Annotated in this window: 21 protein-coding genes; 19 read left to right on the top strand and 2 right to left on the bottom strand. The window is 71.0% G+C overall.

Annotated features, from left to right (window positions below):
* Positions 1–20: 20 nt before the first annotated feature.
* The 9 genes from coaA to AC0NZN_RS07080 all read left to right on the top strand — a co-directional run bounded on the left by coaA (position 21) and on the right by AC0NZN_RS07080 (position 7,958).
* Positions 21–974, top strand: coding sequence for a type I pantothenate kinase (gene coaA, locus AC0NZN_RS07120; RefSeq protein WP_474591577.1), 954 nt, complete (start codon positions 21–23; stop codon positions 972–974).
* Positions 975–1,126: 152 nt separating this feature from the next.
* Positions 1,127–2,980 (top strand): glutamine--fructose-6-phosphate transaminase (isomerizing), encoded by a 1,854-nt coding sequence (gene glmS / locus AC0NZN_RS07115; RefSeq protein ID WP_474591576.1) that lies wholly within the window; start codon positions 1,127–1,129, stop codon positions 2,978–2,980.
* Between the two features lie 76 nt (positions 2,981–3,056).
* The gene (locus AC0NZN_RS07110; RefSeq protein ID WP_474591575.1) at positions 3,057–3,425 is read left to right on the top strand and encodes a holo-ACP synthase; all 369 of its coding nucleotides are present in this window, start codon (positions 3,057–3,059) and stop codon (positions 3,423–3,425) included.
* Positions 3,426–3,481: 56 nt separating this feature from the next.
* Entirely contained in the window at positions 3,482–4,531 is a 1,050-nt protein-coding gene (alr, locus tag AC0NZN_RS07105) for an alanine racemase (RefSeq protein WP_474591627.1), read from the top strand.
* Complete coding sequence (gene tsaE, locus AC0NZN_RS07100; protein WP_474591626.1) at positions 4,525–5,067, top strand: tRNA (adenosine(37)-N6)-threonylcarbamoyltransferase complex ATPase subunit type 1 TsaE; 543 nt, start codon at positions 4,525–4,527, stop codon at positions 5,065–5,067. Before alr ends, tsaE begins: the two co-directional genes overlap by 7 nt.
* On the top strand, positions 5,064–5,738 hold the full coding sequence (tsaB, locus tag AC0NZN_RS07095; RefSeq protein ID WP_474591574.1) for a tRNA (adenosine(37)-N6)-threonylcarbamoyltransferase complex dimerization subunit type 1 TsaB: 675 nt from the start codon (positions 5,064–5,066) through the stop codon (positions 5,736–5,738). Before tsaE ends, tsaB begins: the two co-directional genes overlap by 4 nt.
* Positions 5,735–6,313 (top strand): ribosomal protein S18-alanine N-acetyltransferase, encoded by a 579-nt coding sequence (rimI, locus tag AC0NZN_RS07090; protein WP_474591573.1) that lies wholly within the window; start codon positions 5,735–5,737, stop codon positions 6,311–6,313. The genes tsaB and rimI overlap by 4 nt, the downstream gene beginning before the upstream one ends.
* Positions 6,310–7,404, top strand: a complete 1,095-nt coding sequence (gene tsaD / locus AC0NZN_RS07085) for a tRNA (adenosine(37)-N6)-threonylcarbamoyltransferase complex transferase subunit TsaD (protein WP_474591572.1) — start codon at positions 6,310–6,312, stop codon at positions 7,402–7,404. Before rimI ends, tsaD begins: the two co-directional genes overlap by 4 nt.
* Positions 7,401–7,958 carry a hypothetical protein gene (locus AC0NZN_RS07080; RefSeq protein WP_474591571.1) on the top strand — a complete coding sequence of 186 codons (558 nt, stop codon included), beginning with the start codon at positions 7,401–7,403 and terminating at the stop codon, positions 7,956–7,958. Before tsaD ends, AC0NZN_RS07080 begins: the two co-directional genes overlap by 4 nt.
* Positions 7,959–7,964: 6 nt before the next feature.
* On the opposite strand, the gene AC0NZN_RS07075 is transcribed toward AC0NZN_RS07080, so the two are convergent.
* On the bottom strand, positions 7,965–9,149 hold the full coding sequence (locus AC0NZN_RS07075) for a THUMP-like domain-containing protein (protein WP_474591570.1): 1,185 nt from the start codon (positions 9,147–9,149) through the stop codon (positions 7,965–7,967).
* Positions 9,150–9,345: 196 nt separating this feature from the next.
* Between AC0NZN_RS07075 and groES the strand changes: the two genes are divergently transcribed.
* The 4 genes from groES (at position 9,346) to AC0NZN_RS07055 (ending at position 14,151) form a co-directional block, all read left to right on the top strand.
* On the top strand, positions 9,346–9,642 hold the full coding sequence (gene groES / locus AC0NZN_RS07070; protein ID WP_286287951.1) for a co-chaperone GroES: 297 nt from the start codon (positions 9,346–9,348) through the stop codon (positions 9,640–9,642).
* Between the two features lie 190 nt (positions 9,643–9,832).
* Positions 9,833–10,747, top strand: a complete 915-nt coding sequence (gene rarD / locus AC0NZN_RS07065; RefSeq protein WP_474591625.1) for an EamA family transporter RarD — start codon at positions 9,833–9,835, stop codon at positions 10,745–10,747.
* Positions 10,748–10,895: 148 nt separating this feature from the next.
* Positions 10,896–12,398 (top strand): IMP dehydrogenase, encoded by a 1,503-nt coding sequence (gene guaB, locus AC0NZN_RS07060; protein WP_474591569.1) that lies wholly within the window; start codon positions 10,896–10,898, stop codon positions 12,396–12,398.
* A gap of 64 nt (positions 12,399–12,462) precedes the next feature.
* Positions 12,463–14,151, top strand: a complete 1,689-nt coding sequence (locus AC0NZN_RS07055) for an ABC-F family ATP-binding cassette domain-containing protein (protein WP_474591568.1) — start codon at positions 12,463–12,465, stop codon at positions 14,149–14,151.
* Here AC0NZN_RS07055 and AC0NZN_RS07050 read toward each other — a convergent pair.
* Complete coding sequence (locus AC0NZN_RS07050) at positions 14,138–15,382, bottom strand: MFS transporter (protein WP_474591567.1); 1,245 nt, start codon at positions 15,380–15,382, stop codon at positions 14,138–14,140. The genes AC0NZN_RS07055 and AC0NZN_RS07050 overlap by 14 nt on opposite strands.
* Before the next feature lie 83 nt (positions 15,383–15,465).
* Between AC0NZN_RS07050 and AC0NZN_RS07045 the strand changes: the two genes are divergently transcribed.
* The 6 genes from AC0NZN_RS07045 (at position 15,466) to AC0NZN_RS07020 (ending at position 21,932) form a co-directional block, all read left to right on the top strand.
* Entirely contained in the window at positions 15,466–16,350 is an 885-nt protein-coding gene (locus AC0NZN_RS07045) for a LysR family transcriptional regulator (RefSeq protein ID WP_474591566.1), read from the top strand.
* 69 nt (positions 16,351–16,419) lie between these two features.
* Positions 16,420–17,529, top strand: a complete 1,110-nt coding sequence (locus AC0NZN_RS07040) for a GuaB3 family IMP dehydrogenase-related protein (RefSeq protein ID WP_474591624.1) — start codon at positions 16,420–16,422, stop codon at positions 17,527–17,529.
* Between the two features lie 71 nt (positions 17,530–17,600).
* The gene (locus AC0NZN_RS07035; protein ID WP_474591623.1) at positions 17,601–18,374 is read left to right on the top strand and encodes an SURF1 family protein; all 774 of its coding nucleotides are present in this window, start codon (positions 17,601–17,603) and stop codon (positions 18,372–18,374) included.
* Between the two features lie 9 nt (positions 18,375–18,383).
* Positions 18,384–18,899, top strand: a complete 516-nt coding sequence (locus AC0NZN_RS07030) for a DUF3817 domain-containing protein (RefSeq protein WP_474591565.1) — start codon at positions 18,384–18,386, stop codon at positions 18,897–18,899.
* Positions 18,896–20,503 carry a glutamine-hydrolyzing GMP synthase gene (guaA, locus tag AC0NZN_RS07025; RefSeq protein ID WP_474591564.1) on the top strand — a complete coding sequence of 536 codons (1,608 nt, stop codon included), beginning with the start codon at positions 18,896–18,898 and terminating at the stop codon, positions 20,501–20,503. Before AC0NZN_RS07030 ends, guaA begins: the two co-directional genes overlap by 4 nt.
* Positions 20,504–20,573: 70 nt before the next feature.
* Positions 20,574–21,932 (top strand): glycosyltransferase, encoded by a 1,359-nt coding sequence (locus AC0NZN_RS07020; RefSeq protein ID WP_474591563.1) that lies wholly within the window; start codon positions 20,574–20,576, stop codon positions 21,930–21,932.
* Position 21,933: the final 1 nt, after the last annotated feature.

Genomic DNA, 21,933 nt, shown 5'->3' with positions numbered 1-21,933 from the left:
GCCGGGTACGATGTTCCGCGATGTCCCCAGACCCCTCGGCCCACACCGCCGCCGCCCCGCAGCTCTACCGCGAGATCGACCGCGACGAATGGGCGCGCCTCGCCGCGGGCATGCCGCAGCCGCTCAGCGAGACCGAGATCGTGCAGATCCGCGGTCTCGGGGACCGTCTGGATCTCGCCGAGGTCCGCGAGGTCTATCTGCCGCTCAGCCGTCTTCTCAGCCTGTATGCGAACGCGACGAAGCGCCTCGGCGCCGACACGAGCGCCTTCCTCGGAGAGCCGGACGTCACGACCCCGTTCGTCGTCGGCGTCGCCGGATCGGTCGCGGTCGGCAAGTCCACCATCGCGCGCCTGCTCCGCGAGCTCATGAGCCGCTGGTCCGACACCCCGCGTGTCGAGCTGGTGACGACGGACGGGTTCCTCCTGCCCAACGCCGAGCTGGAGCGCCGCGGGATCATGGACCGCAAGGGCTTCCCCGAGTCGTACGACCGCCGGGCGCTCCTGGACTTCCTCACCGCGGTGAAGTCGGGGGAGCCGGAGGTCACGGCGCCCGTCTACTCGCATGTGCGGTACGACATCATCCCCGATGCCCGCATCACGGTGCGCCGCCCGGACGTCGTCATCGTCGAGGGCCTCAACGTGCTGCAGCCGCCGCCCAGTCGCAACGACGTCGCGGTGAGCGATCTCTTCGACTTCTCGGTCTACGTGGATGCCGAGGCCGACCATATCGCCCAGTGGTACGTCGACCGTTTCCTCGCGCTGCGTCAGAGCGCGTTCGCCAACCCGACGTCGTTCTTCCGCGTCTTCGCGGAGCTGAGCGACGATGAGGCCATCGAGCGCGCGATGCGCTTCTGGAACGAGATCAACCTGCCGAACCTCGAGGAGAACGTGCTTCCCACGAGGCATCGCGCGTCGCTCGTGCTGCGCAAGGGCGCGGACCACAAGGTGGAGAGAGTCCTGCTCCGCAAGCTGTGACCGTCCCCTCCTCGCGACCCCGCATGCGATTCCCGAGCCCGCATCCGATTCGCGTGAAATGGATGCGGGTTCGCAGAAGGAATGCGGGCTCGCGGCGGAGGACGAGGGTTTGTACAGGCGCTTAGCAATCGGCTGCGCCTACCCTGGAATGCATGTGTGGAATCGTCGGATACGTCGGCCCTCGCCCGAGCAAGGACATCCTGCTGTCCGGCCTCGCCCGTCTGGAGTACCGCGGCTACGACTCCGCGGGCATCGCCGTCATCGACGATGCCGGTTCGCTCGACATGCGCAAGCGGGCGGGCAAGCTCGGCGTGCTGCGTGAGGACCTGAAGGGCACGCCGATGCCCGACGGCACCACCGGCATCGGCCACACACGCTGGGCGACGCACGGCGGCCCGACCGATCTGAACGCGCACCCCCACCTCGCCGACGACGACAAGCTCGCCGTCATCCACAACGGCATCATCGAGAACTTCGCCGCGCTCAAGAACGACCTGCTCTCGGACGGCTACGACTTCCGGAGCGAGACCGACACCGAGGTCGCGGCCGTGCTCCTCGGCCGCGCGTACCGTGAGAACGACGGCGACCTGGTCGCCGCGTTCCGCGCGACCGTGTCGCAGCTCGACGGAGCCTTCACGCTCCTCGCCGTGCACCAGGACCACCCCGGACTCGTCGTCGGAGCACGTCGCAACTCGCCGCTCGTGATCGGCCTCGGCGAGGGCGAGAACTTCCTCGGCTCCGATGTCGCGGCCTTCGTCGAGCACACCCGCAACGCGCTCGCCATCGGACAGGACGAGATCGTGGCCATCACCCCCGAGGGCGTCGAGGTCACCGACTTCGACGGCAACCCGGTGCAGCCCGAGCCTTTCGAGGTCACATGGGATGCCGCGGCCGCCGAGAAGGGCGGCTGGTCGTCGTTCATGGCCAAAGAGGTCTCCGAGGAGCCCGAGGCCGTCGCGAACACCATCCGCGGCCGCATCCACGACGGCACCGTCGTCATTCCGGAGCTCGACGGACTCGACGACCTATTCTCGGGGATCTCGCGCATCGTCGTCATCGCGTGCGGCACCGCCGCCTACGCCGGCCAGGTCGGCAAGTACGCGCTGGAGCAGTGGGCGCGCGTGCCCGTGGATGTGGAGCTCGCCCACGAGTTCCGCTACCGCGACCCGGTGATCGGAGCCGACACCCTCGTCGTCTCCATCAGCCAGTCGGGCGAGACGATGGACACGCTCATGGCCGTCAAGTACGCGCGCGAGCAGGGAGCCAAGACGCTGTCGATCTGCAACACGCAGGGGGCCACCATCCCGCGCGAGTCGGATGCCGTGGTCTACACGCACGCCGGCCCGGAGGTCGCCGTCGCGTCGACCAAGGCCTTCGTCGCCCAGATCACCGCGCTGTACCTCCTCGCACTGCACATCGGCCGCATCCGCGGCACGATCGCGGCCACCGAGGTCGCCGAGCACGTCCGCGAGCTCGAGGCCATCCCCGCGAAGATCCGGCACGTGCTCGCGCACGAGCAGGCCCGCATCGAGCAGCTCGCGCACTGGATGGCGGACACGCGCTCCGTGCTGTTCCTCGGCCGGAACGTGGGCTACCCGATCGCCCTCGAGGGTGCACTCAAGCTCAAGGAGATCTCGTACATCCACGCCGAGGGCTTCGCCGCGGGAGAGCTCAAGCACGGGCCGATCGCGCTCGTCGAGCCCGGCCAGCCGGTGTTCGTCCTCGTGCCGTCGCCGCGGCACTCGGCGCTGCTGCACTCGAAGGTCGTCTCCAACATCCAGGAGATCCAGGCGCGCGGCGCGCGCGTCATCGTGATCGCGGAGGAGGGGGATGCGGCGGTCCTGCCGTTCGCCGACGAGGTGCTGCACATCCCGCTCGCCGGCGCCCTGTTCGAGCCGCTGCTCGCTGTCGTCCCGCTGCACATCTTCGCGATGGGCCTCGCGACGGCCCGCGGTCTCGACGTCGACCAGCCCCGCAACCTGGCCAAGTCCGTCACCGTCGAGTGAGCGGGTCTGCCGGCTGCGCGGCCGGCGCGATCCGGCCGCGAGCGGCGGGCCGGGGACCGGTCGGTACGCTGGACTGATGATTGTGGGAATCGGCGTCGACCTCGTCGACATCCCGCGCTTCGAGCGGCTCGTCGAGCGGACGCCGCGAGTGCTCGAGCGTCTCTTCTCGGATGCGGAGCGGCAGCTGAAGCTGCACTCTCTGGCGGCGCGGTACGCCGCCAAAGAGGCGCTCATCAAAGCGCTCGGCGACTCGGACGGGCTGCACTGGACCGAGATCGAGATCGCCTCGGAACCCTCGGGCAAGCCGGTCTTCGTGCTGTCGGGCGAGACGGCGGCTGTCGTCCGGGATCGCGGCATCCACGCCTTGCATCTGTCCCTCTCGCATGATGCGGGTCTCGCCACCGCCTACGTGATCGCGGAGCGGCTGGCGGAGGCGGAGGCGTGACCGTCCTGCGGGAGGCGCTCATCGACGTGGGCGCCATCGAGGAGAACACGCGGCAGATGCGGCGGCTCACAGGCGTCGACGTCATGGCCGTCGTCAAAGCCGAGGGCTACGGGCACGGCGGCGTTCGATCGGCGGCCGCCGCCCTCGCCGGAGGCGCGACGCGCCTCGGGGTCGCGGATGTGGCCGAGGCGCTCGCGCTCCGCCGCGGGGGTATCGACGCGCCGGTCGTCGCCTGGCTCCACGCGCCGGGGCAGTCCTTCGCGGAGGCCGCGGCATCCGGAATCGAGATCGGCGTCTCGACGATGGATCAGCTGCAGGCGGCGGCTGCCGCCGCATCCTCCGCGTATGCGGTCGGGGTGCACCTGAAGCTCGAGACGGGCCTCGGCCGCAACGGCATCGCGCCGACGGACTATGCGGCGATGTTCTCGGAGGCTGCGCGCCTGGAGCGGATCGGCCGCCTGCGGATCGTCGGCCTCTTCAGCCATCTGTCCAACACCTCTGCCGAGGACGACCGCGCCGCGCTCGCGGCCTTCCTCGACGGGGTCGACGCGGCGGCCCGGATCGGCATCCGTCCGCAGATCCGGCACATCGCCGCGACGCACGCCGCGATCGAGATCCCCGAGGCTCGATTGGACTGCGTCCGCGTCGGCATCGGCCTCTACGGGCTGTCGCCGTTCGCCGACCGCACGTCGAGCGACCTCGGGCTGCGGCCCGCGATGACCCTGCGCGGCGAGGTCGCGGCGGTGCGCCGCGTGCCCGCAGGCCAGGGCGTCTCGTACGGCTACACGTATCGCACCGAGCGCGAGTCGACGCTCGCGCTCGTTCCTCTCGGCTACGCCGACGGTGTGCCGCGTCAGGCTTCCGGCGCGGGGCCGGTGGTCATCGGGCGTCAGCGGTTCCGGGTGTCCGGCCGCATCGCGATGGACCAGTTCGTCGTCGACGTCGGTGACGCTCCGGTGCGGATCGGCGACGAGGTGACGCTGTTCGGCGATCCCGCGCTCGGCGTGCCCGCGGTCGAGGAGTGGGCCGACGCCGCATCCACCATCAACTACGAGATCGTGACGCGCATCGGTCCCCGCGTGCCGCGCCGGCAGGTGCGATCGTGAGCCTCGCGCAGCTGGAGGGCCGGCACGAGATCGTCGCGCCCGCCGACATGGAGGCCCTCGGCGAGCGGATGGGCGGGATGCTGCACCCCGGCGACCTCGTCGTGCTCACTGGTCCGCTCGGCGCCGGCAAGACGACGCTGACCCGCGGCATCGCGGCCGGCCTCGGCGTGCGAGGCCCCGTGCAGAGCCCGACGTTCGTCATCGCGCGCACGCATCCCTCGCTTGTGGGCGGCGCGCCGCTCGTGCACGTCGACGCCTACCGGCTGGGTTCGGCGGCCGAGCTCGACGACCTCGACGTCGACGTCGACAACTCCGTCGTCGTCGTCGAATGGGGCCGCGGCATGGTCGACGGCCTGCGCGAGACCTGGTGGGAGGTCGAGCTGGACAGGGATGGGCCCACGCGCGGAGTCGACACGGCCCGCGGCGTGGTCGCGGACGCGGACGAGCTGGATGCCGATTCCCCGCGGATCGTGACGATCAGCCGACGCCCCCGAGCGCCGGCGCGCCGCGGCGTCGCGACTACCCTGGAAGCATGATCCTCGGCATCGACACCTCGGTGGGCACGAGCGTCGCCGTCGTCGACGCCGACGGCGTCGTGCGCGCGGAGGAGGCGAGCGAGAACCCGCTCGGGCATGCCGAGGCCATCGGCACGCTCATCGCCCGCGCGCTGGATGCTGCAGCGATCACTCCGGCTCTGGGGGTCACCGCGCGCACCGAGGACTCGATCACACATGTCGCTGCGGGAATGGGTCCTGGCCCCTTCACCGGGCTGCGGGTGGGCATCGCCGCGGCGCGTGCGTTCGCCCTCGGCCGTGGCATCCCCGTCGTGCCGGTCGTGAGCCACGACGCCGTCGCCCTGGGACACCTCCTGCAGGCCGCCCTGCTGGGCGAAGCCGACGAGCTCTTCGCCGTCGTGACCGACGCGCGCCGGCGCGAGTTCGCGTATACCGTCTACGACGGGATGGATGCCGACGGCCTCCCCGTCCGTGCGACCGAGCCCGCTCTCATCCCGCGCGACGAGCTCGACGCACGCCTCGCGGCGCTCGGCGCCCTCCGCCTCGACGCCCACGCCGTTCCTGCCGCCCTCGTCGGGGTCGCGGCCGCCCGCGCCCTCGCCGCCCGCCGGACGATCGGGCCGGACGACGCCCTCTACCTGCGGTCGCCGGATGTGACGCTCCCCGGCGCGCAGAAGCGGGTGTCCGCGTGAGCCGCGCCGCGACGGTGGCCGACCTCGACGCGATCATGGCCCTGGAGCGCGCCTCATTTCCGACCGACGCCTGGTCGGAGGCCATGATGCGCGCCGAGCTCGAGTCGACCCACAACCGCTATTTCGTCGTCGAGACCGCGAGACGGATCGTCGGGTACGGGGGAGTGCGGGCTCTGCGAGGGTCGAAGGATGCCGATATCCAGACGATCGCGATCGACTCCGCTGCACGCGGACGCGGGCAGGGTCGCGCGCTGCTGCGCGACCTGCTGACCGCCGCGCAGGAGCGGGGGGCGGAGGAGGTGTTCCTCGAGGTGCGGGCGGACAATCCCGTCGCCCGGGGGCTCTACGCGTCGGAGGGGTTCGCCGAGCTCGGCCGCCGACCGCACTACTACCAGCCCGACGACGTGGACGCCGTGATCATGCGTCTCGATCTGCGCCAATGGCAGGCGCACGGTGCGGCCGCGGGCGCCGGCGAAACTCCGCCGGATTCTGAGCAGGACGCCCTCGGAGGCGGCCGCGCGGCCGGATCGGGCACGAATCCGTGGAGTTCTGCAGCGGGGGGAGTGTGCACGTGAACGTCGATCGCGCCGAGGAGCCCCTGGTGCTCGGCATCGAGACGAGCTGCGACGAGACCGGCATCGGCATCGTCCGCGGCCGCACGCTGCTGTCGAACACGATCGCGAGCTCGATGGACGAGCACGCCCGCTACGGCGGCGTCGTGCCCGAGGTCGCCGCACGTGCGCACCTCGAGGCGCTGGAGCCGGCGATCGAGGCCGCGCTCGCCGAGGCCGGCGTCCGGCTCGACGACCTCGACGCGGTCGCGGTCACCAGTGGCCCGGGGCTCGCCGGGGCGCTCATGGTCGGCATCGGTGCCGCGAAGGCGCTCGCGGTGTCGCTCGGCAAGCCCCTCTACGCCGTCAACCACCTCGTCGGTCATATCGCCGCCGACATCCTCTCCCCCTCAGCGCAGCACAGCGCATCCGCCCCGGCCCTCGAGCTCCCCACCGTCGCCCTTCTCGTCAGCGGAGGGCACACGTCGCTGCTGCTGGTCCGCGACCTGACGACCGACGTCGAGCTCCTCGGCGAGACGGTCGACGACGCTGCCGGCGAGGCATTCGACAAGGTCGCGCGGCTTCTCGGGCTGCCGTATCCGGGGGGTCCGGAGATCGATCGGGCCGCCGCATCCGGCGACCCGACCGCGATCCGCTTCCCGCGCGGGCTCTCGCGCGCGAGCGACCTCGACAAGCACCGCTACGACTTCTCGTTCTCCGGACTGAAGACGGCGGTCGCGCGCTGGACCGAGCAGTACGAGGGAGAACTGCCGATTGCGGATGTCGCCGCGTCCTTCCGCGAGGCGGTCGTGGACGTCCTCGTGACCAAGGCGCTCGCCGCGTGCGCCGACCACGACGTGCCGCGGCTGCTCCTCGGCGGGGGAGTGATCGCCAACCGGCGCCTGCGCGATGTCGCGCTCGCCCGCGCCGCGGAGGCGGGCGTGAGCGTCCGCATCCCCCCGCTCAGCCTGTGCACCGACAACGGGGCGATGATCGCCGGCCTTGCCGCCGAGCTCATCATGTCCGGCAGACGCCCCTCCACGCTGGAGTTCGGCGCTGACTCCACCCTGCCGGTCACCGAGATCCAGGTCGCCGAGACGGTCGCGGTGCCGTGAGCGACCCCACCGACGCCGGCGCAGCCGCGGAGATCCGGCCGGAATCGGGCGCTCCGGGCCCGGAGTCCCCGCAGATCGACGGATCTCCGCAGGACGCCGGATCCCCGCCGAAGGCGGGATCCCCGCGTGTGGAGGCGGCGTCCCCCGACCTCACGGCGGCGAAGGATGCGACGCCCCTCCCCGGCGCGCACCGTGGCGGGTTCTCGCGCGAGCTCACAGGACCGGTCCTCATCACGGTCCAATCCGCACCGCTCGAACCGGGCGCGGAGGATCCGCCGGGCTACACCCCGACCGACTGGATCGCCGAGCCGCCTCGCGCGCGGTTCGGAGCGTGGGCGCTGGCGTTCGCCGTCGTCGGGCTGCTGGTCTCGCTCGTCGTCGGCTGGGGCTTCCTGCTCGGCGTCGTCGCGCTCGTCGCCGGCGCCCTCGCCGTTCGGCGCGGGGAGCCGAGGGGAATCGCGATCTGGGCGATCGCCCTCGCCGCCCTGTCGCTGCTCTACAGCGCCGGCTGGCTCATCTGGGCGGCGAGCCAGGGCGCCCTCGCGCTCGGCTGAGAGCGCTCAGACCCGATCGGCGAGGATCGACAGCCGCGTGCCGCCGCGTCGCGTGAGCAGCAGCGTGGCCTCCTCATCGCCGCGCAGCTTGAGCTGGGTGCGCAGCTTCGCAGGATCGACGTCGACCCCGCGCTTCTTGATCTCGAGCCGCCCGATGCCGCGCTCTCGCAAGGCCTTCGCGAGTCCTCGCACGTCTGACGGGAGCTGTTCGCGGACACGGAAGCTCGACACGAACGGCGAGGTCACGGCCGCATCGCCGGTGAGGTAGGCGATGCCGGACGCGAGCATGCCCGCCTCGAGCGAGCGCGCGACATCGCCGATCAGGCGAGCGCGGATGACGGCCCCCTCCGGTTCGTGCACGAAGGCGCCCAACTCCCGCACCGGCTCGTCCTCTGCATCCGTCGTCGCCGTCAGCTCGTTGGCGACACCGCCGCGGACGACGAGGGCGGCGCGGCTGACGCCCGGGCGGGCCAGGGCACCCGACCACATCACGAGCTCGATCGTGGAGCCGTCCACGCCGATCCACTGCGCCTCGACGTCGTCGGGGATGAGCTCGCGGTCGAAGGCAGGCCCCAGCTTGATGCCCGTCGGGAGGCGCCGGGCCAGGTCGAACGCCCAGTCGAGCGACGGCGCGTAGTCCTCGGCGCGCACACGCGACGTCTCGGTGTGCCCGGCGGTGCGGCGGGCGGGGTCGAGCCAGACCGATTGGACGCCGGAGAGATCGGATGCCTCGGCCTGACCGTGCCGAACGGTCACGGCGTCACCGAACGGAGCGAGGTTGTATGCCGCGATCCCCGCGGTCACCTCGTCCGCCTCGATCGCGAGCACCCGCATCCCGATCCCGGCGAAGCCGAGCGCATCGCCGCCGATGCCGCAGCCGAGATCGGCGACGCTGTCGAGGCCGGCAGCACGGAATCGTCCCGCATGGCGTGCCGCGATCTCGAGGCGCGTCGCCTGCTCGAGTCCGGCGCGGGTGAACAGCATCCGGTCGGCGAAGGGGCCGAACTTGCCGGCCGCGCGCTCGCGCAGTCGTGCCTGGCCGACGACCGCCGAGACGAGGTCGGCGGAGTGCCCCGCGGCGCGCAGTCGCGACACCGCGCGGGCGACATCCCGGATGCCGGTCGCCCGGGTCTCGTCGAGGAGCCGCAGCCCCTCCGGCGTCAGCAGGGCCCGCAGCTCGCTCATCTCCACGAACCCCAGCCTAGGCATCCCTCCGTGACGTCTTCGCGCGTCTCCCCGCATCGCTTCGCGCTGCGCGGAGCCTCGGCCTGGGGGCCCAGATTGGCACTCGCGTTGCATGAGTGCCAGAGGCCGTTCTAGACTTTGATCAGCACTCCCACGTTGCGAGTGCTAACGAGTCTTCACTCCAAGAAGGAAGAGGTACACCGTGTCGGTTTCCATCAAGCCGCTCGAGGACCGGATCGTCATCAAGCAGGTCGAGGCCGAGCAGACCACCGCGAGCGGTCTGGTCATCCCCGACACCGCCAAGGAGAAGCCCCAGGAGGGCGAGGTCGTGGCCGTGGGCCCGGGCCGCATCGATGACAACGGCAACCGCATCCCGCTCGACGTCGCCGTCGGCGACCGCGTGATCTACAGCAAGTACGGCGGCACCGAGGTCAAGTTCGGCGGTGACGAGTTCCTCGTCCTGTCGGCGCGCGACGTGCTGGCGGTCGTCGTCCGCTGATCGGCGACACCTGCTTTCAGAGGGGCCCGGATGCTGCGGCATCCGGGCCCCTCTGCATCCCCGCGTCGGACCCCGCGCGTAGGCTGGTGCGGTGAGCCGCCTCCCTTCGTCGCCCCAGTCCGAGGGCGCACCGGAGGCGCCCCGGGCCGATGCGCTCGCCGACTGCACCGAGGTGCTGGGAACGGGCGCCGTGTCGGTCGTCGCCTCCCAGCGCGAGCGGCGCCGCGGCGTCATCTACACCTTCGCCGCCTACCTGCTGTGGGGCGTCTTCCCGCTCTACTTCCTGCTGCTCGCGCCCACCGGTCCGTGGGAGATCGTCGCGTGGCGGATCATCCTCTCCTTCGTCTTCTGCGCGCTCCTGCTGACGGCGACGCGCGCGTGGCCGAGGCTCATCGCCATCGTGCGGCAGCCGCGGCTGCTCGGCTGGACCGCGGTGGCCGGCATCCTGATCTACGTCAATTGGCAGACGTACCTCATCGGGACGCTGACCGGCAATGTGGTCGAGACGAGCCTCGGCTACTTCATCAACCCGATCGTGACGGTCCTGCTGGGCGTCCTCGTGCTGCGCGAGCGCATCGACGTCATGCAGTGGGTGGCGATCGGCATCGTGGTCGTCGCGGTGATCGTGAGCGTCGTCGCCTACGGCGAGGTGCCGTGGATCGCGCTCATCCTCGCGTTCTCGTTCGGCCTGTACGGACTCGTGAAGAAGCGCATCGGCACCGCGGTGGATGCCGTGAGCGGCCTGACGCTGGAGTCCTTCTGGCTGCTGCCGGTCGCGCTCGTGGAACTCATCGTCGTCGGGATGACGAGCGGCCTCACGATCTTCGGCTATGGCACGTGGCACGCGGTGCTCGTGCTGATGGCCGGTGTCGTGACGGCGATTCCGCTGCTGCTGTTCGCGTCGGGCGCGCGCCGCGTGCCGCTGACTGTCGTGGGGCTCCTGCAGTTCGTCACGCCGATCCTGCAGTTCCTCGTCGGCGTCGCCATCCTGCACGAGCCGATGCCGCCGGCCCGCTGGATCGGCTTCGGCCTCGTCTGGATCGCCCTCATCCTGCTGACGATCGACTCGCTGCGAGCGGTCCGCCGCTATCGCGCATCGGCGTGAGCCGCAGCATCCACCCCGCCGTCGCGGGAATGAAACGCTCAGGTGGCGCGCTTTACAATCGGTAGGCCGGGAGCCCACTCCCGTCCTGGTCGTCGTCGTCCCACCCCGCCGCGGAATCACTCGAGCGCGGCATCTGGAGGAGCATCCCATGGAGCAGCCTGACCCGTTCGGTTTCGTCGGACTCACGTACGACGACGTCCTGCTCCTGCCGGGGCACACGGACGTCATCCCGAGTGAGGCCGACACGTCGTCGCGGGTCACGCGTCGCATCACCGTCGCGACGCCGCTCATCTCGAGCGCCATGGACACCGTGACCGAGGCGCGCATGGCCATCGCGATCGCGCGCGAGGGCGGCCTCGGCATCATCCACCGCAATCTGTCCATCGAGGACCAGGCCGCAATGGTCGACCGCGTCAAGCGCAGCGAGTCCGGCATGATCTCGAACCCGATCACGACGACCCCGGATGCGACGGTCGACGAGGTCGACCGTCTCTGCGCGCAGTACCGCGTCTCGGGCCTCCCGGTCATCGACGACGACCGGCGGCTCGTCGGCATCATCACGAACCGCGACATGCGGTTCGTGTCGGCGTTCGAGCGGAAGTCGACCTACGTCAAGGACGTCATGACGAGCGAGAACCTCGTCACCGGGCGTGTCGGCATCGGCGCCGGCGAGGTCATCGCCGCGTTCGCGAAGCACCGCGTCGAGAAGCTCCCGCTCATCGACGACGAGGGCAAGCTCGCCGGCCTCATCACCATCAAGGACTTCGACAAGAGCGAGAAGTACCCCCTCGCCACCAAGGACGAAGCGGGTCGCCTGCGCGTCGGCGCGGCGATCGGATTCTTCGGCGACGCGTGGCAGCGCGCCGAGGCGCTGCGCGATGCCGGCGTCGACGTGCTCGTCGTCGACACCGCCAACGGCCAGTCGGCGGGCGTCATCGACATCGTCAAGCGCATCAAGTCCGACGCGACTTTCGACCACATCGACGTGATCGGCGGCAACGTCGCCACCCGCGAGGGCGCGCAGGCGCTCATCGACGCGGGTGTGGATGCCGTCAAGGTCGGCGTCGGCCCGGGCTCCATCTGCACGACGCGCATCGTTGCGGGCGTCGGCGTGCCCCAGGTCACCGCAGTGTACGAGGCATCCCTTGCGGCGCGCGCGGCGGGCGTCCCGATCATCGCCGACGGCGGCCTGCAGTACTCGGGAGACATCGCCAAGGCGCTCGTCGCCGGCGCCGACGCGGTCATGATCGGGTCGCTGTTCGCCGGCACCGACGAGAGCCCGGGCGAGATCGTCTTCCAGGGCGGCAAGCAGTTCAAGCTCTACCGGGGCATGGGCTCGCTGGGCGCGCTGCAGACGCGCGGCAAGAAGACCTCGTACTCGAAGGACCGCTACTTCCAGGCCGACGTGCCGAGCGACGACAAGCTCATCCCCGAGGGCATCGAGGGTCAGGTCGCGTACCGGGGCCCGGTCTCCGCCGTCGCGTACCAGCTCGTCGGCGGCCTGCGTCAGTCGATGTTCTACGTCGGTGCGCGCACGGTCGAGGAGCTCAAGGTCAAGGGCCGCTTCGTGCGTATCACCGCGGCGGGCCTCAAAGAGTCGCACCCGCACGACGTGCAGATCGTCGTCGAGGCGCCGAACTACAAGAAGTGATCGCCCTGCGCTAGTCTGGTCGGCTCGGCATCCGGGGTCGGATGCGGGGCGGAAGGACAGCCCCGTGGGATACATCGATGTCGGCGGCGTGACGTTCACGCTGCCCGATGGACGGCCGCTGCTGGACGAGGCGACGTTCCGCGTCGGCGAGGGCCGCACGACCGCGCTCATCGGCGCGAACGGCGCCGGCAAGACGACGCTGCTGCGGATGATCCGCGGCGAGGTCGCTCCCGACAGCGGCGTGATCTCCGTCGGCGGGGGCCTCGGTGTCATGGACCAGTTCGTCGGTCACAGCCGTCCGGGTGAGACCGTGCACGATCTGCTCGTCTCGGTGGCGCCCGTCCGCATCCGCCGCGCCGCGCGCGAGCTCGACGCGTCCGAGATCGCGATCATCGAGCGCGACGACACCGACACCCAGCTGCGCTATGCCACCGCGATCGCGGACTACGCGGATGCGGGCGGCTACGAGCACGAGACGGTGTGGGATGCCTGCACGACGGCGGCCCTCGGCATCCCGTACGAGCGTGCGCGGGTCCGCGACCTGGAGTCGCTGTCGGGCGGCGAACAGAAGCGACTCGCGCTCGAGGCTCTGCTGCGCGGACCCGACGAGGTGATGCTGCTCGACGAGCCCGACAACTACCTCGACGTGCCGGGCAAGCGCTGGCTCGAGGAGCAGCTGCGCGCGACCCCGAAGACGGTGCTGCTCGTGTCGCACGACCGCGAGCTGCTCGCGCGCGCGGCGGACCGGATCGTGACGCTCGAGGTCGGGGCGGCAGGCAGCTCGGCGTGGGTGCACGGCGGCGGCTTCGCGAGTTACCACCAGGCCCGCGAGGACCGGATGGCGCGGCTCGACGAGCTGCGCCGCCGCTGGGACGAGGAGCACGCGAAGCTCAAGAACCTGGTCGCCACGCTCCGGGTGAAGGCGGCGAACAGCGACGAGTTCGCCTCGCGCTACCGCGCCGCCCAGACGCGCCTGCGCAGATTCGAGGAGGTCGGCCCACCGCAGGAGCGTCCGCGCGATCAGGATCTCAAGCTCCGTCTTCGCGGAGCGCGCACGGGCAAGCGGGCCGTCGTCGCCGAGGGCCTCGAGCTCACGGGCCTCATGCGCCCCTTCGATCTCGAGGTCTGGTTCGGTGACCGCGTCGCCGTGCTCGGATCCAACGGCTCGGGCAAATCGCACTTCCTGCGCCTGCTCGCCGGCGGAGGATCCGACCCCGACGCACTGCTCGGGCACGTCACCGCGGTCGGTTCGGCGCTCGAGCCGGTCGCGCACAGGGGCCGTGCCGTCCTCGGGGCGCGTGTGGTTCCCGGGTGGTTCGCGCAGACCCACCGGCATCCCGAGTTCACGGGCCGCACCCTCCTCGAGATCCTGCACCGCGGCGACGCGGAGCGGCCGGGGATGCCACGGGATGCGGCGAGCTCGGCGCTGGACCGCTATGGCCTCGTCGCCCAGGCCGAGCAGACGTTCGACTCCCTGTCGGGCGGGCAGCAGGCGCGCCTGCAGATCCTGCTGCTCGAGCTCTCCGGTGTCACGCTGCTGCTGCTCGACGAGCCGACCGACAACCTCGACCTCGTCTCGGCCGAGGCTCTCGAGGACGCCCTCGCGCGCTTCGAGGGGACCGTGCTCGCCGTCACGCATGACCGATGGTTCGCGCGCTCGTTCGACCGCTTCGTCGTGTTCGGGGCGGACGGGCGCGTCTACGAGTCGGGCGAACCGGTATGGGACGAGGCCCGCGTGGTCAGAGCCCGCTGACTCGAGCCGCGGCGGCCCGGCGGATCATCGGGATCGTTGCCACCGTGACGAGCACGGCCACGGTGATCGAGAAGACCAGCAGGACGACCGGGATCGGGAAGAACGCGACCCCGACACCGATCGCCAGCACCGGCAGCACGAGACCGGCGTAGGCGACGAGGAACATGCCCGCGAGCACCTCACCGCGTTGGTCCGGGCGAGCGAGGCCGCCGGCAGTCAGCATCGCGCCGCGGAAGACGAGCCCGACGCCGGCGCCGGCCAGGGTCCCGGATGCGACGAACAGCGGGAGGTTCGCCGTGAGCGCGCCGATCGCCAGTGCGGCGAGCCCGACGACCATCAGGCTGAGCGCCACGGACAGCTGACGGGCCATCGGCCACCGGGCGAACACGAGCTGCGAGACGGCGGCCGCCGCAAGCACCGAGAAGCTGACCGCCCCGCCGGCGAGTGGCGATGTCACCTTCATCACGTGCGCGAGCACGCTGGGCGCGAGCGATGTGAACAGGCCGAACACAGCGAACCCGGCGAAGGCCGCGGTCGCCGCGGCGGCGAAGTCGCCACGCGCTCCGTCGGGCAGCGAGACCCGCTGCGGGCGGTAGTGCGGGCGCTCGGCCGCGCGGTCGACCGTCTCCGGCACGGCCGTCACTGCGGCGGCGGCGATCGCCAGGAGCACGAGGAAGACGAGGAACGGCGTGATCGTCGGCGCCGGGAACATTGTCGCGATCGCGCCGGCGACGAGGGGCCCGAGCGCCAGGCCGCCGGTGTTCACGACCGTCGATACCGTGGTGGCGCGGTCGGGTCCCGCGTCGGGCTCGGCGACCTCGGCGAGTTCGACGAGGTGCGCGGATGCGGTGGCCATGAGCGTCCCGATGCCCGCGCCCGAGATGACGCGCGCGACGATGAGACCCGCCACGCCCGGCCAGATCAGGAACAGCCCGGCCGCCGCCATCTCCAACCCGATCCCGATCAGGATCATGCGGCGTCGCCCGGCCCAGTCCGAGATGTGTCCCACGAGGAACAGCGCCCCGAGCACGCCGATCGCGTACGCGGCGAAGATCACCGTGACGACCCAGGTCGGGAAGTCGTCGGCACGCTGGTAGAAGCCGTACAGCGGTGTCGGGATGGTCGTGAAGGCCATCGTCGTGAGGAAGGCGGCCGCGACGATGCCGAACCCGAGGCGGTGCCTGCGTCGCCGGATGGCTGCGGTGGGGGACGATGCGGTCGCGGTGGTCATGCATCCATCGTGCGCCCGGTGGCTCATCGAGGGAAGCGAACAGAATCGCTGACTCTCATCGTGCTTCTCGATAAGATCGCGACATGGAGACGCGCCTGCTGGAGTACTTCGTCGCGGTCGCGCAGGAGGGCGGCTTCACGCGCGCCGCAGAGCGCTGCCATGCGGCGCAGTCCACCGTGTCCGCCGGCATCCGTGCGCTCGAATCCGACCTCGGCGTCGTCCTGTTCGAGCGCGATACGCGCCGCGTCACCCTGTCGCCGACCGGGGCCGCCGTGCTGCCGGTGGCGCGGGAGCTCCTCGACCAGCTCGGACGACTGCGCGATGCCGCCTCGGACGAGGGCGTGCTGCGGGGGACGCTCCGCGTGGGCACGCTCACGAATGTCGTGGCCGGGATGCGCCTGTCCACCGTGCTGGGGCGCTTCCAGGCGCAGCATCCGGGCGTCGACCTGCAGCTCTCGCCGAGTCCGACCGGGTCGGCCGGACTCGCCAGAGACCTCACCGACGGCCGCATCGACCTCGCCTTCCTCGGCGGAGCCCCGATGCACCGGGCCGACATCGAGGCGGCGCGGCTGGGGCGATCGGTGTTCGTGGCGATCCTGCCGCTCGGCCATCCGCTGGCCGAGAGGGACATCGTCCCCCTCGCTGAGTTGATGCGTCTGCCGTTCATCGACTCGCCGGAGGGGTTCGGCAACCGGACCGCGCTCGACAGCGCGATCGCGGCCCAGGGGCTCTCGCGCCGGACCACGATCGAGATCGCCGACGTCGCGCAGGTGCCGCTCTTCGTCGCCGCCGGGCTCGGTGTCGCAGTGATGCCGCGCTCGCTCGTGCCGTCCGGCGTGACTGGGGTCGATCTGCGTCCGATCGACATCCTGATCGAGTGGGAGCTGCTGGTCGCGACGCGCCGCAGGCCCTCTGCCGCCGCGAGGGCGTTGCGCGCCGCCGTCGCAGCCGAGTTCGCGAGCGACTGAGAAGTGGGGCCGCGCGCCCGCGGTCCTTCAGGGCCGCTCAGAGCCGGAGGGTAGGCTGGGCACGTGACCATGGAGCTCGAGCTCGGCCGCGGCAAGCGCGCGCGCCGCGCCTACACGTTCGACGACATCGCCGTCGTGCCCTCGCGGCGCACGCGCAACCCCGAGGACGTGTCGACGGCCTGGACGATCGACGCGTTCCCGTTCGCGGTGCCGGTCATCGGCGCACCCATGGACTCGGTCGTGAGCCCGCAGACGGCCATCATGCTGGGCCGCCTCGGCGCCCTCGGCGTGCTCGACCTCGAGGGCCTGTGGACGCGCTACGACGACCCCGAGCCGCTCCTCGCCGAGATCTCGAGACTCGACGACGACTTCGCGACGCGACGGATGCAGGAGATCTACGCCGAGCCGATCAAGCCCGAGCTGGTGCGCGACCGGCTGGCGGAGATCCGCGCGGCCGGTGTCACGGTCGCCGGCGCCCTGACTCCGCAGCGCACGCAGGAGCTCTACGAGACCGTGGTCTCGGCTGGCGTCGACCTGTTCGTCATCCGCGGCACGACTGTCTCGGCCGAGCATGTGTCATCCGTGGCCGAGCCCCTCAACCTCAAGAAGTTCATCTACGACCTCGACGTCCCGGTGATCGTGGGCGGTGCGGCAACCTACACAGCGGCCCTGCACCTCATGCGCACGGGTGCGGCCGGTGTGCTCGTCGGCTTCGGCGGCGGAGCGGCGTCGACCACGCGCGCGACCCTCGGCCTCCACGCGCCGATGGCCACCGCGGTCGCGGACGTCGCCGGCGCGCGCCGCGACTACCTCGACGAGTCGGGCGGCCGGTACGTCCACGTCATCGCCGACGGGGGCGTCGGCACCTCGGGCGACGTCGTCAAGGCGATCGCCATGGGCGCGGACGCCGTCATGCTCGGCGTGGCGCTGGCGCGGGCGACGGATGCGCCGGGCCGCGGCTTCCACTGGGGCGCCGAGGCGCACCACCCCCACCTGCCGCGCGGCCGTCGCGTCGCCGTCGAGCACGTCGCCACGCTGGAGGAGATCCTCTACGGTCCGGCGCCGGTCGCCGACGGCACCGTGAATCTCATCGGCGCGCTCAAGAAGTCCATGGCCACGACGGGGTACTCCGACCTGAAGGAGTTCCAGCGCGTCGAGGTCGTCGTCGCGCCGTACTGATGCCCGACGTCCCGGAATCGTCGTCGGCCCACGCGCCGGTCGAGGTCTTCCCGCCAACGCTCCGCGAGGTCATGGTGCGTCCCCGGTGGATCGCCATGCTGCTGCTGTGCCTCGTCGTCGCGGGCGTCTTCGCATGGCTCGGCCAGTGGCAGCTGGGGCGCGCCATCGACAACGCGCCGGTGCAGAAGGGCAGCACCGAGCAGGTCAAGCCGATCGCGGATGTCGTGAAGCCCGGGCAGTACCTCGACGACCGGCTCGTCGGCCAGAAGGTCGCCGTCGACGGCGACTGGGTCCCGGGCGACTTCATCGTGGTGTCGTCGCGGTACAACGACGGCGCGGAGGGCTACTGGGTCACCGGCCAGCTGCGCCTGAAGGGCACGGCTGCTCCCACGTCGCTCGCCGTGGCCGTCGGCTGGACACCCGATCGGGCGACGGCGGATGCCGCGGCATCCGCCCTCGACTCCGCCGCCGGCAGCGCGAACCTCACGGGACGGCTGATCTCCGACGAGGGGCCGGTGGTGCCCGACCCGAATGGCGACCCGCTGGAGCTCACGCGCATGTCGCCGGCTGCGCTGCTCAGTCGCTGGCACGATGTCCAGGGTCTCGACGTCTACCGTCCGTATCTGACGAGCACCGACCCGCTCGGGGGCCTCGAGGCGATCTCGTCGCCTGCGCCGGACGAGCGCCAGGGCGTCAACTGGCTCAACCTCTTCTACGCCGTGGAGTGGGCCGTGTTCGCCGGCTTCGCGTTCTACCTCTGGTATCGCCTCGCGAAGGACGCGTGGGAGAAGGAGGTCGAGGAGCTGGAGGAGCTCTCGGCCGGAGCCGACGAGCGCGGAGTCTAGACTGGAGGCATGCCTCCCGCCCCCAAGATCGCCAGTTTTCCGGCGATCCGCGGCGCGCTGAAGTTCTACCAGATCTGCTCGGTCATCACGGGTACGTTCCTGCTTCTGCTGTGCGCCGAGATGATCGTCAAGTACGCCTTCGGACACGAGCTCTTCCTCGGTGGGTCGGGCGGATTCCTCTACTTCGCCCCGGTGATCGAGGGCCCGCACGGAACCGAGTCCTCGGGCGACGGTCTGAACGTGTCGATGTCGATCCTCGTGATCCACGGCTGGTTCTACGTCGTCTACCTGTTCTCGTGCTTCCGCGTGTGGAGCCTGATGCGGTGGCAGTTCTGGCGCTTCCTGCTGCTGGCCGCCGGCGGCATCGTGCCGTTCCTCTCCTTCATCATGGAGGGCATCGTCGCGCGCGACGTCAAGCGATACATGCAGGAGCGCGAGGCCGCGGTCGTCGCCGAGATGGCGGGCGACGCATCCACTGATTCCGAAAGCTCGGCCACCCCCTCGCAATCCGAAGGAGCTCGATGACCGACCAGCCCGAGACCTCTCCCGAGCAGCCGGCAGCCACCGAACAGCGTCCCGTCCTCGTCGTCGACTTCGGCGCACAGTATGCGCAGCTGATCGCGCGCCGCGTGCGCGAGGCGGGCGTCTACAGCGAGATCGTGCCTCACGACGCGACCGCCGCAGACATCTCCGCGAAGAACCCCGTGGGCATCATCCTCACCGGCGGCCCCTCGTCGGTGTACGAGGAGGGCGCTCCGCGCCTCGACCCGGGCGTGCTGGATCTCGGCGTTCCGACGCTCGGCATCTGCTACGGCTTCCAGGTCATGGCCCAGACGCTCGGCGGGCGCGTCGCGAACACCGGGCTCCGCGAGTACGGAGCCACCGATGCCGTGATCACCGGCGACGGCGGTGTGCTCCTCGGTGGCCAGCCGACGGAGCAGAACGTGTGGATGAGCCACGGCGACCAGGTGGCCGAGGCGCCCGAGGGCTTCACCGTGCTCGCCAAGACGGGCGCGACCGAGGTCGCCGCGTTCGGCAACGACGAGAAGCGCCTGTACGGGGTGCAGTGGCATCCCGAGGTCAAGCACTCGGACTACGGCCAGCGCGTTATCGAGAACTTCCTCCATCGCGCGGCCGGGCTGCCTGCCGACTGGAACAGCGGCAACGTCATCGCCGAGCAGGTCGAGCGCATCCGCGAGCAGGTCGGCGATGCCCGGGTCATCTCGGCGCTGTCCGGCGGTGTGGACTCGGCGGTCTCGACCGCCCTGGTCCACAAGGCGATCGGCGATCAGCTCACCGCAGTGTTCGTGGACCACGGGCTCCTGCGCAAGGGCGAGCGCGAGCAGGTCGAGCAGGACTACGTCGCCTCGACGGGCGTGCGTCTGATCACGGTGGATGCCGCGGACACCTTCCTCGGCCACCTCGCGGGCGTCACCGATCCCGAGGAGAAGCGCAAGATCATCGGCCGCGAGTTCATCCGCGCGTTCGAGAAGGTCCAGCGCGAGCTCGTCGACGAGGCCAAGGCCGAGGGCGCGCCGATCAAGTTCCTCGTGCAGGGCACGCTGTACCCGGACGTCGTCGAGTCCGGCGGCGGCACCGGCACCGCGAACATCAAGTCGCACCACAACGTGGGCGGCCTGCCTGATGACCTCGACTTCGACCTCATCGAGCCGCTGCGCACGCTGTTCAAGGACGAGGTGCGCGCAATCGGCCGGGAGCTCGGCATCCCCGACGCCATCGTCGGTCGCCAGCCGTTCCCTGGGCCGGGCCTCGGCATCCGGATCATCGGCGAGGTCACGCGCGATCGCCTCGAGATCCTGCGCGACGCCGACGCGATCGCGCGCGAAGAGCTCAGCAAGGCGGGCCTCGACGGCGAGATCTGGCAGTGCCCGGTCGTGCTGCTCGCCGATGTGCGCTCGGTGGGCGTGCAGGGCGACGGCCGCACGTACGGCCACCCGATCGTGCTGCGTCCGGTCTCCAGCGAGGACGCCATGACCGCGGACTGGACGCGCCTGCCCTACGACGTCCTCGCGAGGATCTCGAACCGCATCACCAACGAGGTGCGCGAGGTCAACCGTGTGGTGCTCGACGTCACGTCGAAGCCCCCGGGGACCATCGAGTGGGAGTGAATCGACAGGATGCCGCGGGCCTGAGGCCCGCGGCATCCGTCGTCCGCGAGCCATGCGGAAGGATGAGATGGTGACCCGTCCGACTCTGCCCGATGCCGTGTACGCCGTGCTGTCGAGCCGGCTCATCCCGGGAATGGACGGCGGCTACACGGTCGCGACGCTCGCTCGCGCACGGCTGCTCGAGGATGCGGGCGCCGGCGCGGTGACACTGCTCACGGTCGACCCGGGCACGCCCGGCGCGCACGCCGAGCAGCGCGCGGAGTTCGTGCGGCGTGGGGACGTGGCATCCGCAGACCGCTTCCGGAATCTGTTCGACGACGCCTTCGCCGACCCTTCCTGGCTGCGTGACGTCGCCGTGCCGGGAGATCCTGCGCCGGGTGTCGACTACCGCGAGGTCGGTGGGGTGATGTCGATTCCTGTGATCCCGGGCGATCCCGACTGGCACCTCACTGACGCGGCGGTCATCGTGCACGGCGCCGGCGTGGTCGGAGGATTCCGAGGGCTGTACCGTGCCTGGCTGCAGCACGTGGTCGATGGGCTGCGCGCGGACGACACGGATCGCATCGTGGTGCTCGTCTGCGAGTCGCGGCAGCTCGGCGAGCTGATCGCCGGATGGGACGACCCGGGCGTGCGCATCATCCACACGATCCACAACTCGCACCTCGAACCGCCGTACGACGACCCGGACGGTGCGGTCAACGACCTCTGGCGACGGTGGTTCGAGGTCGCGGGGTCGTTCGATGCGGTGCTCTGGCCGACGGCCGCGCAGCGGGATGACGTGGCCCTGCGCTTCGGAGCACACGACACGTATGCAGTGGTGCCGAACGCCGTCGAGCCGGTGGCCGCGCGGCCGCCGTCGCAGGTGCGGCCGCCGGCGGAGGCGCACCGGGTGGTGATGCTGAACCGGCTGGCGGCGCAGAAGCGCGTCGACCACGCCATCCGGGCGTGGGCCGCCGTCGTCGCGGCGGTCCCGGATGCCCGACTCGACGTCTACGGTGGGGGACCCCTGCGCGAGCAGCTGCAGCAGCTCATCGACGAACTCGGGCTCGGCGAAGCCATCACCCTCCACGGGCACGTCGAGGATCGCGGGGCCGTGTTCGCCGGCGCCTCCCTCTTCCTGGCCTCGCCCGCCTACGAGGGGCAGGGCCTCTCGACGGCGGAGGCGCTGGCCCGCGGCATCCCCGCCGTCTCGTACGACGTGCGCTACGGGCCGCGCGAGACGATCCAGGATGGCGGGATCCTCGTGCCCTCCGGTGACATCGACGCCCTCGCCGACGCCGTCGTCTCGCTGCTGAGCGACGACGACCGACGGACCGCGCTCGCGGCTCGTGCTCCGGAGGTCGCAGCTGACCTCGCGCCGCAGATCGTTCGTGAGGCCCTCGTGCGCGCGATCGCGGACGCGGTGGCGCGCCCATCACGCCGACGCTGAC

This window comes from Microbacterium sp. sgz311019 (assembly GCF_056135325.1).
This window is presented reverse-complemented; position numbering and strand designations above follow the sequence as displayed.

Coding starts and splice junctions, on each gene's coding strand:
- AC0NZN_RS07110 (WP_474591575.1), top strand. CDS start 3,057: ATGATTGTGGGAATCGGCGTCGACCTCGTCGACATCCCGCGCTTCGAG.
- AC0NZN_RS07045 (WP_474591566.1), top strand. CDS start 15,466: ATGGAGACGCGCCTGCTGGAGTACTTCGTCGCGGTCGCGCAGGAGGGC.
- AC0NZN_RS07050 (WP_474591567.1), bottom strand. CDS start 15,382: ATGACCACCGCGACCGCATCGTCCCCCACCGCAGCCATCCGGCGACGC.
- guaB (WP_474591569.1), top strand. CDS start 10,896: ATGGAGCAGCCTGACCCGTTCGGTTTCGTCGGACTCACGTACGACGAC.
- tsaB (WP_474591574.1), top strand. CDS start 5,064: ATGATCCTCGGCATCGACACCTCGGTGGGCACGAGCGTCGCCGTCGTC.
- AC0NZN_RS07030 (WP_474591565.1), top strand. CDS start 18,384: ATGCCTCCCGCCCCCAAGATCGCCAGTTTTCCGGCGATCCGCGGCGCG.
- AC0NZN_RS07040 (WP_474591624.1), top strand. CDS start 16,420: ATGGAGCTCGAGCTCGGCCGCGGCAAGCGCGCGCGCCGCGCCTACACG.
- alr (WP_474591627.1), top strand. CDS start 3,482: ATGCGGCGGCTCACAGGCGTCGACGTCATGGCCGTCGTCAAAGCCGAG.
- coaA (WP_474591577.1), top strand. CDS start 21: ATGTCCCCAGACCCCTCGGCCCACACCGCCGCCGCCCCGCAGCTCTAC.
- AC0NZN_RS07035 (WP_474591623.1), top strand. CDS start 17,601: ATGGTGCGTCCCCGGTGGATCGCCATGCTGCTGCTGTGCCTCGTCGTC.
- glmS (WP_474591576.1), top strand. CDS start 1,127: ATGTGTGGAATCGTCGGATACGTCGGCCCTCGCCCGAGCAAGGACATC.
- guaA (WP_474591564.1), top strand. CDS start 18,896: ATGACCGACCAGCCCGAGACCTCTCCCGAGCAGCCGGCAGCCACCGAA.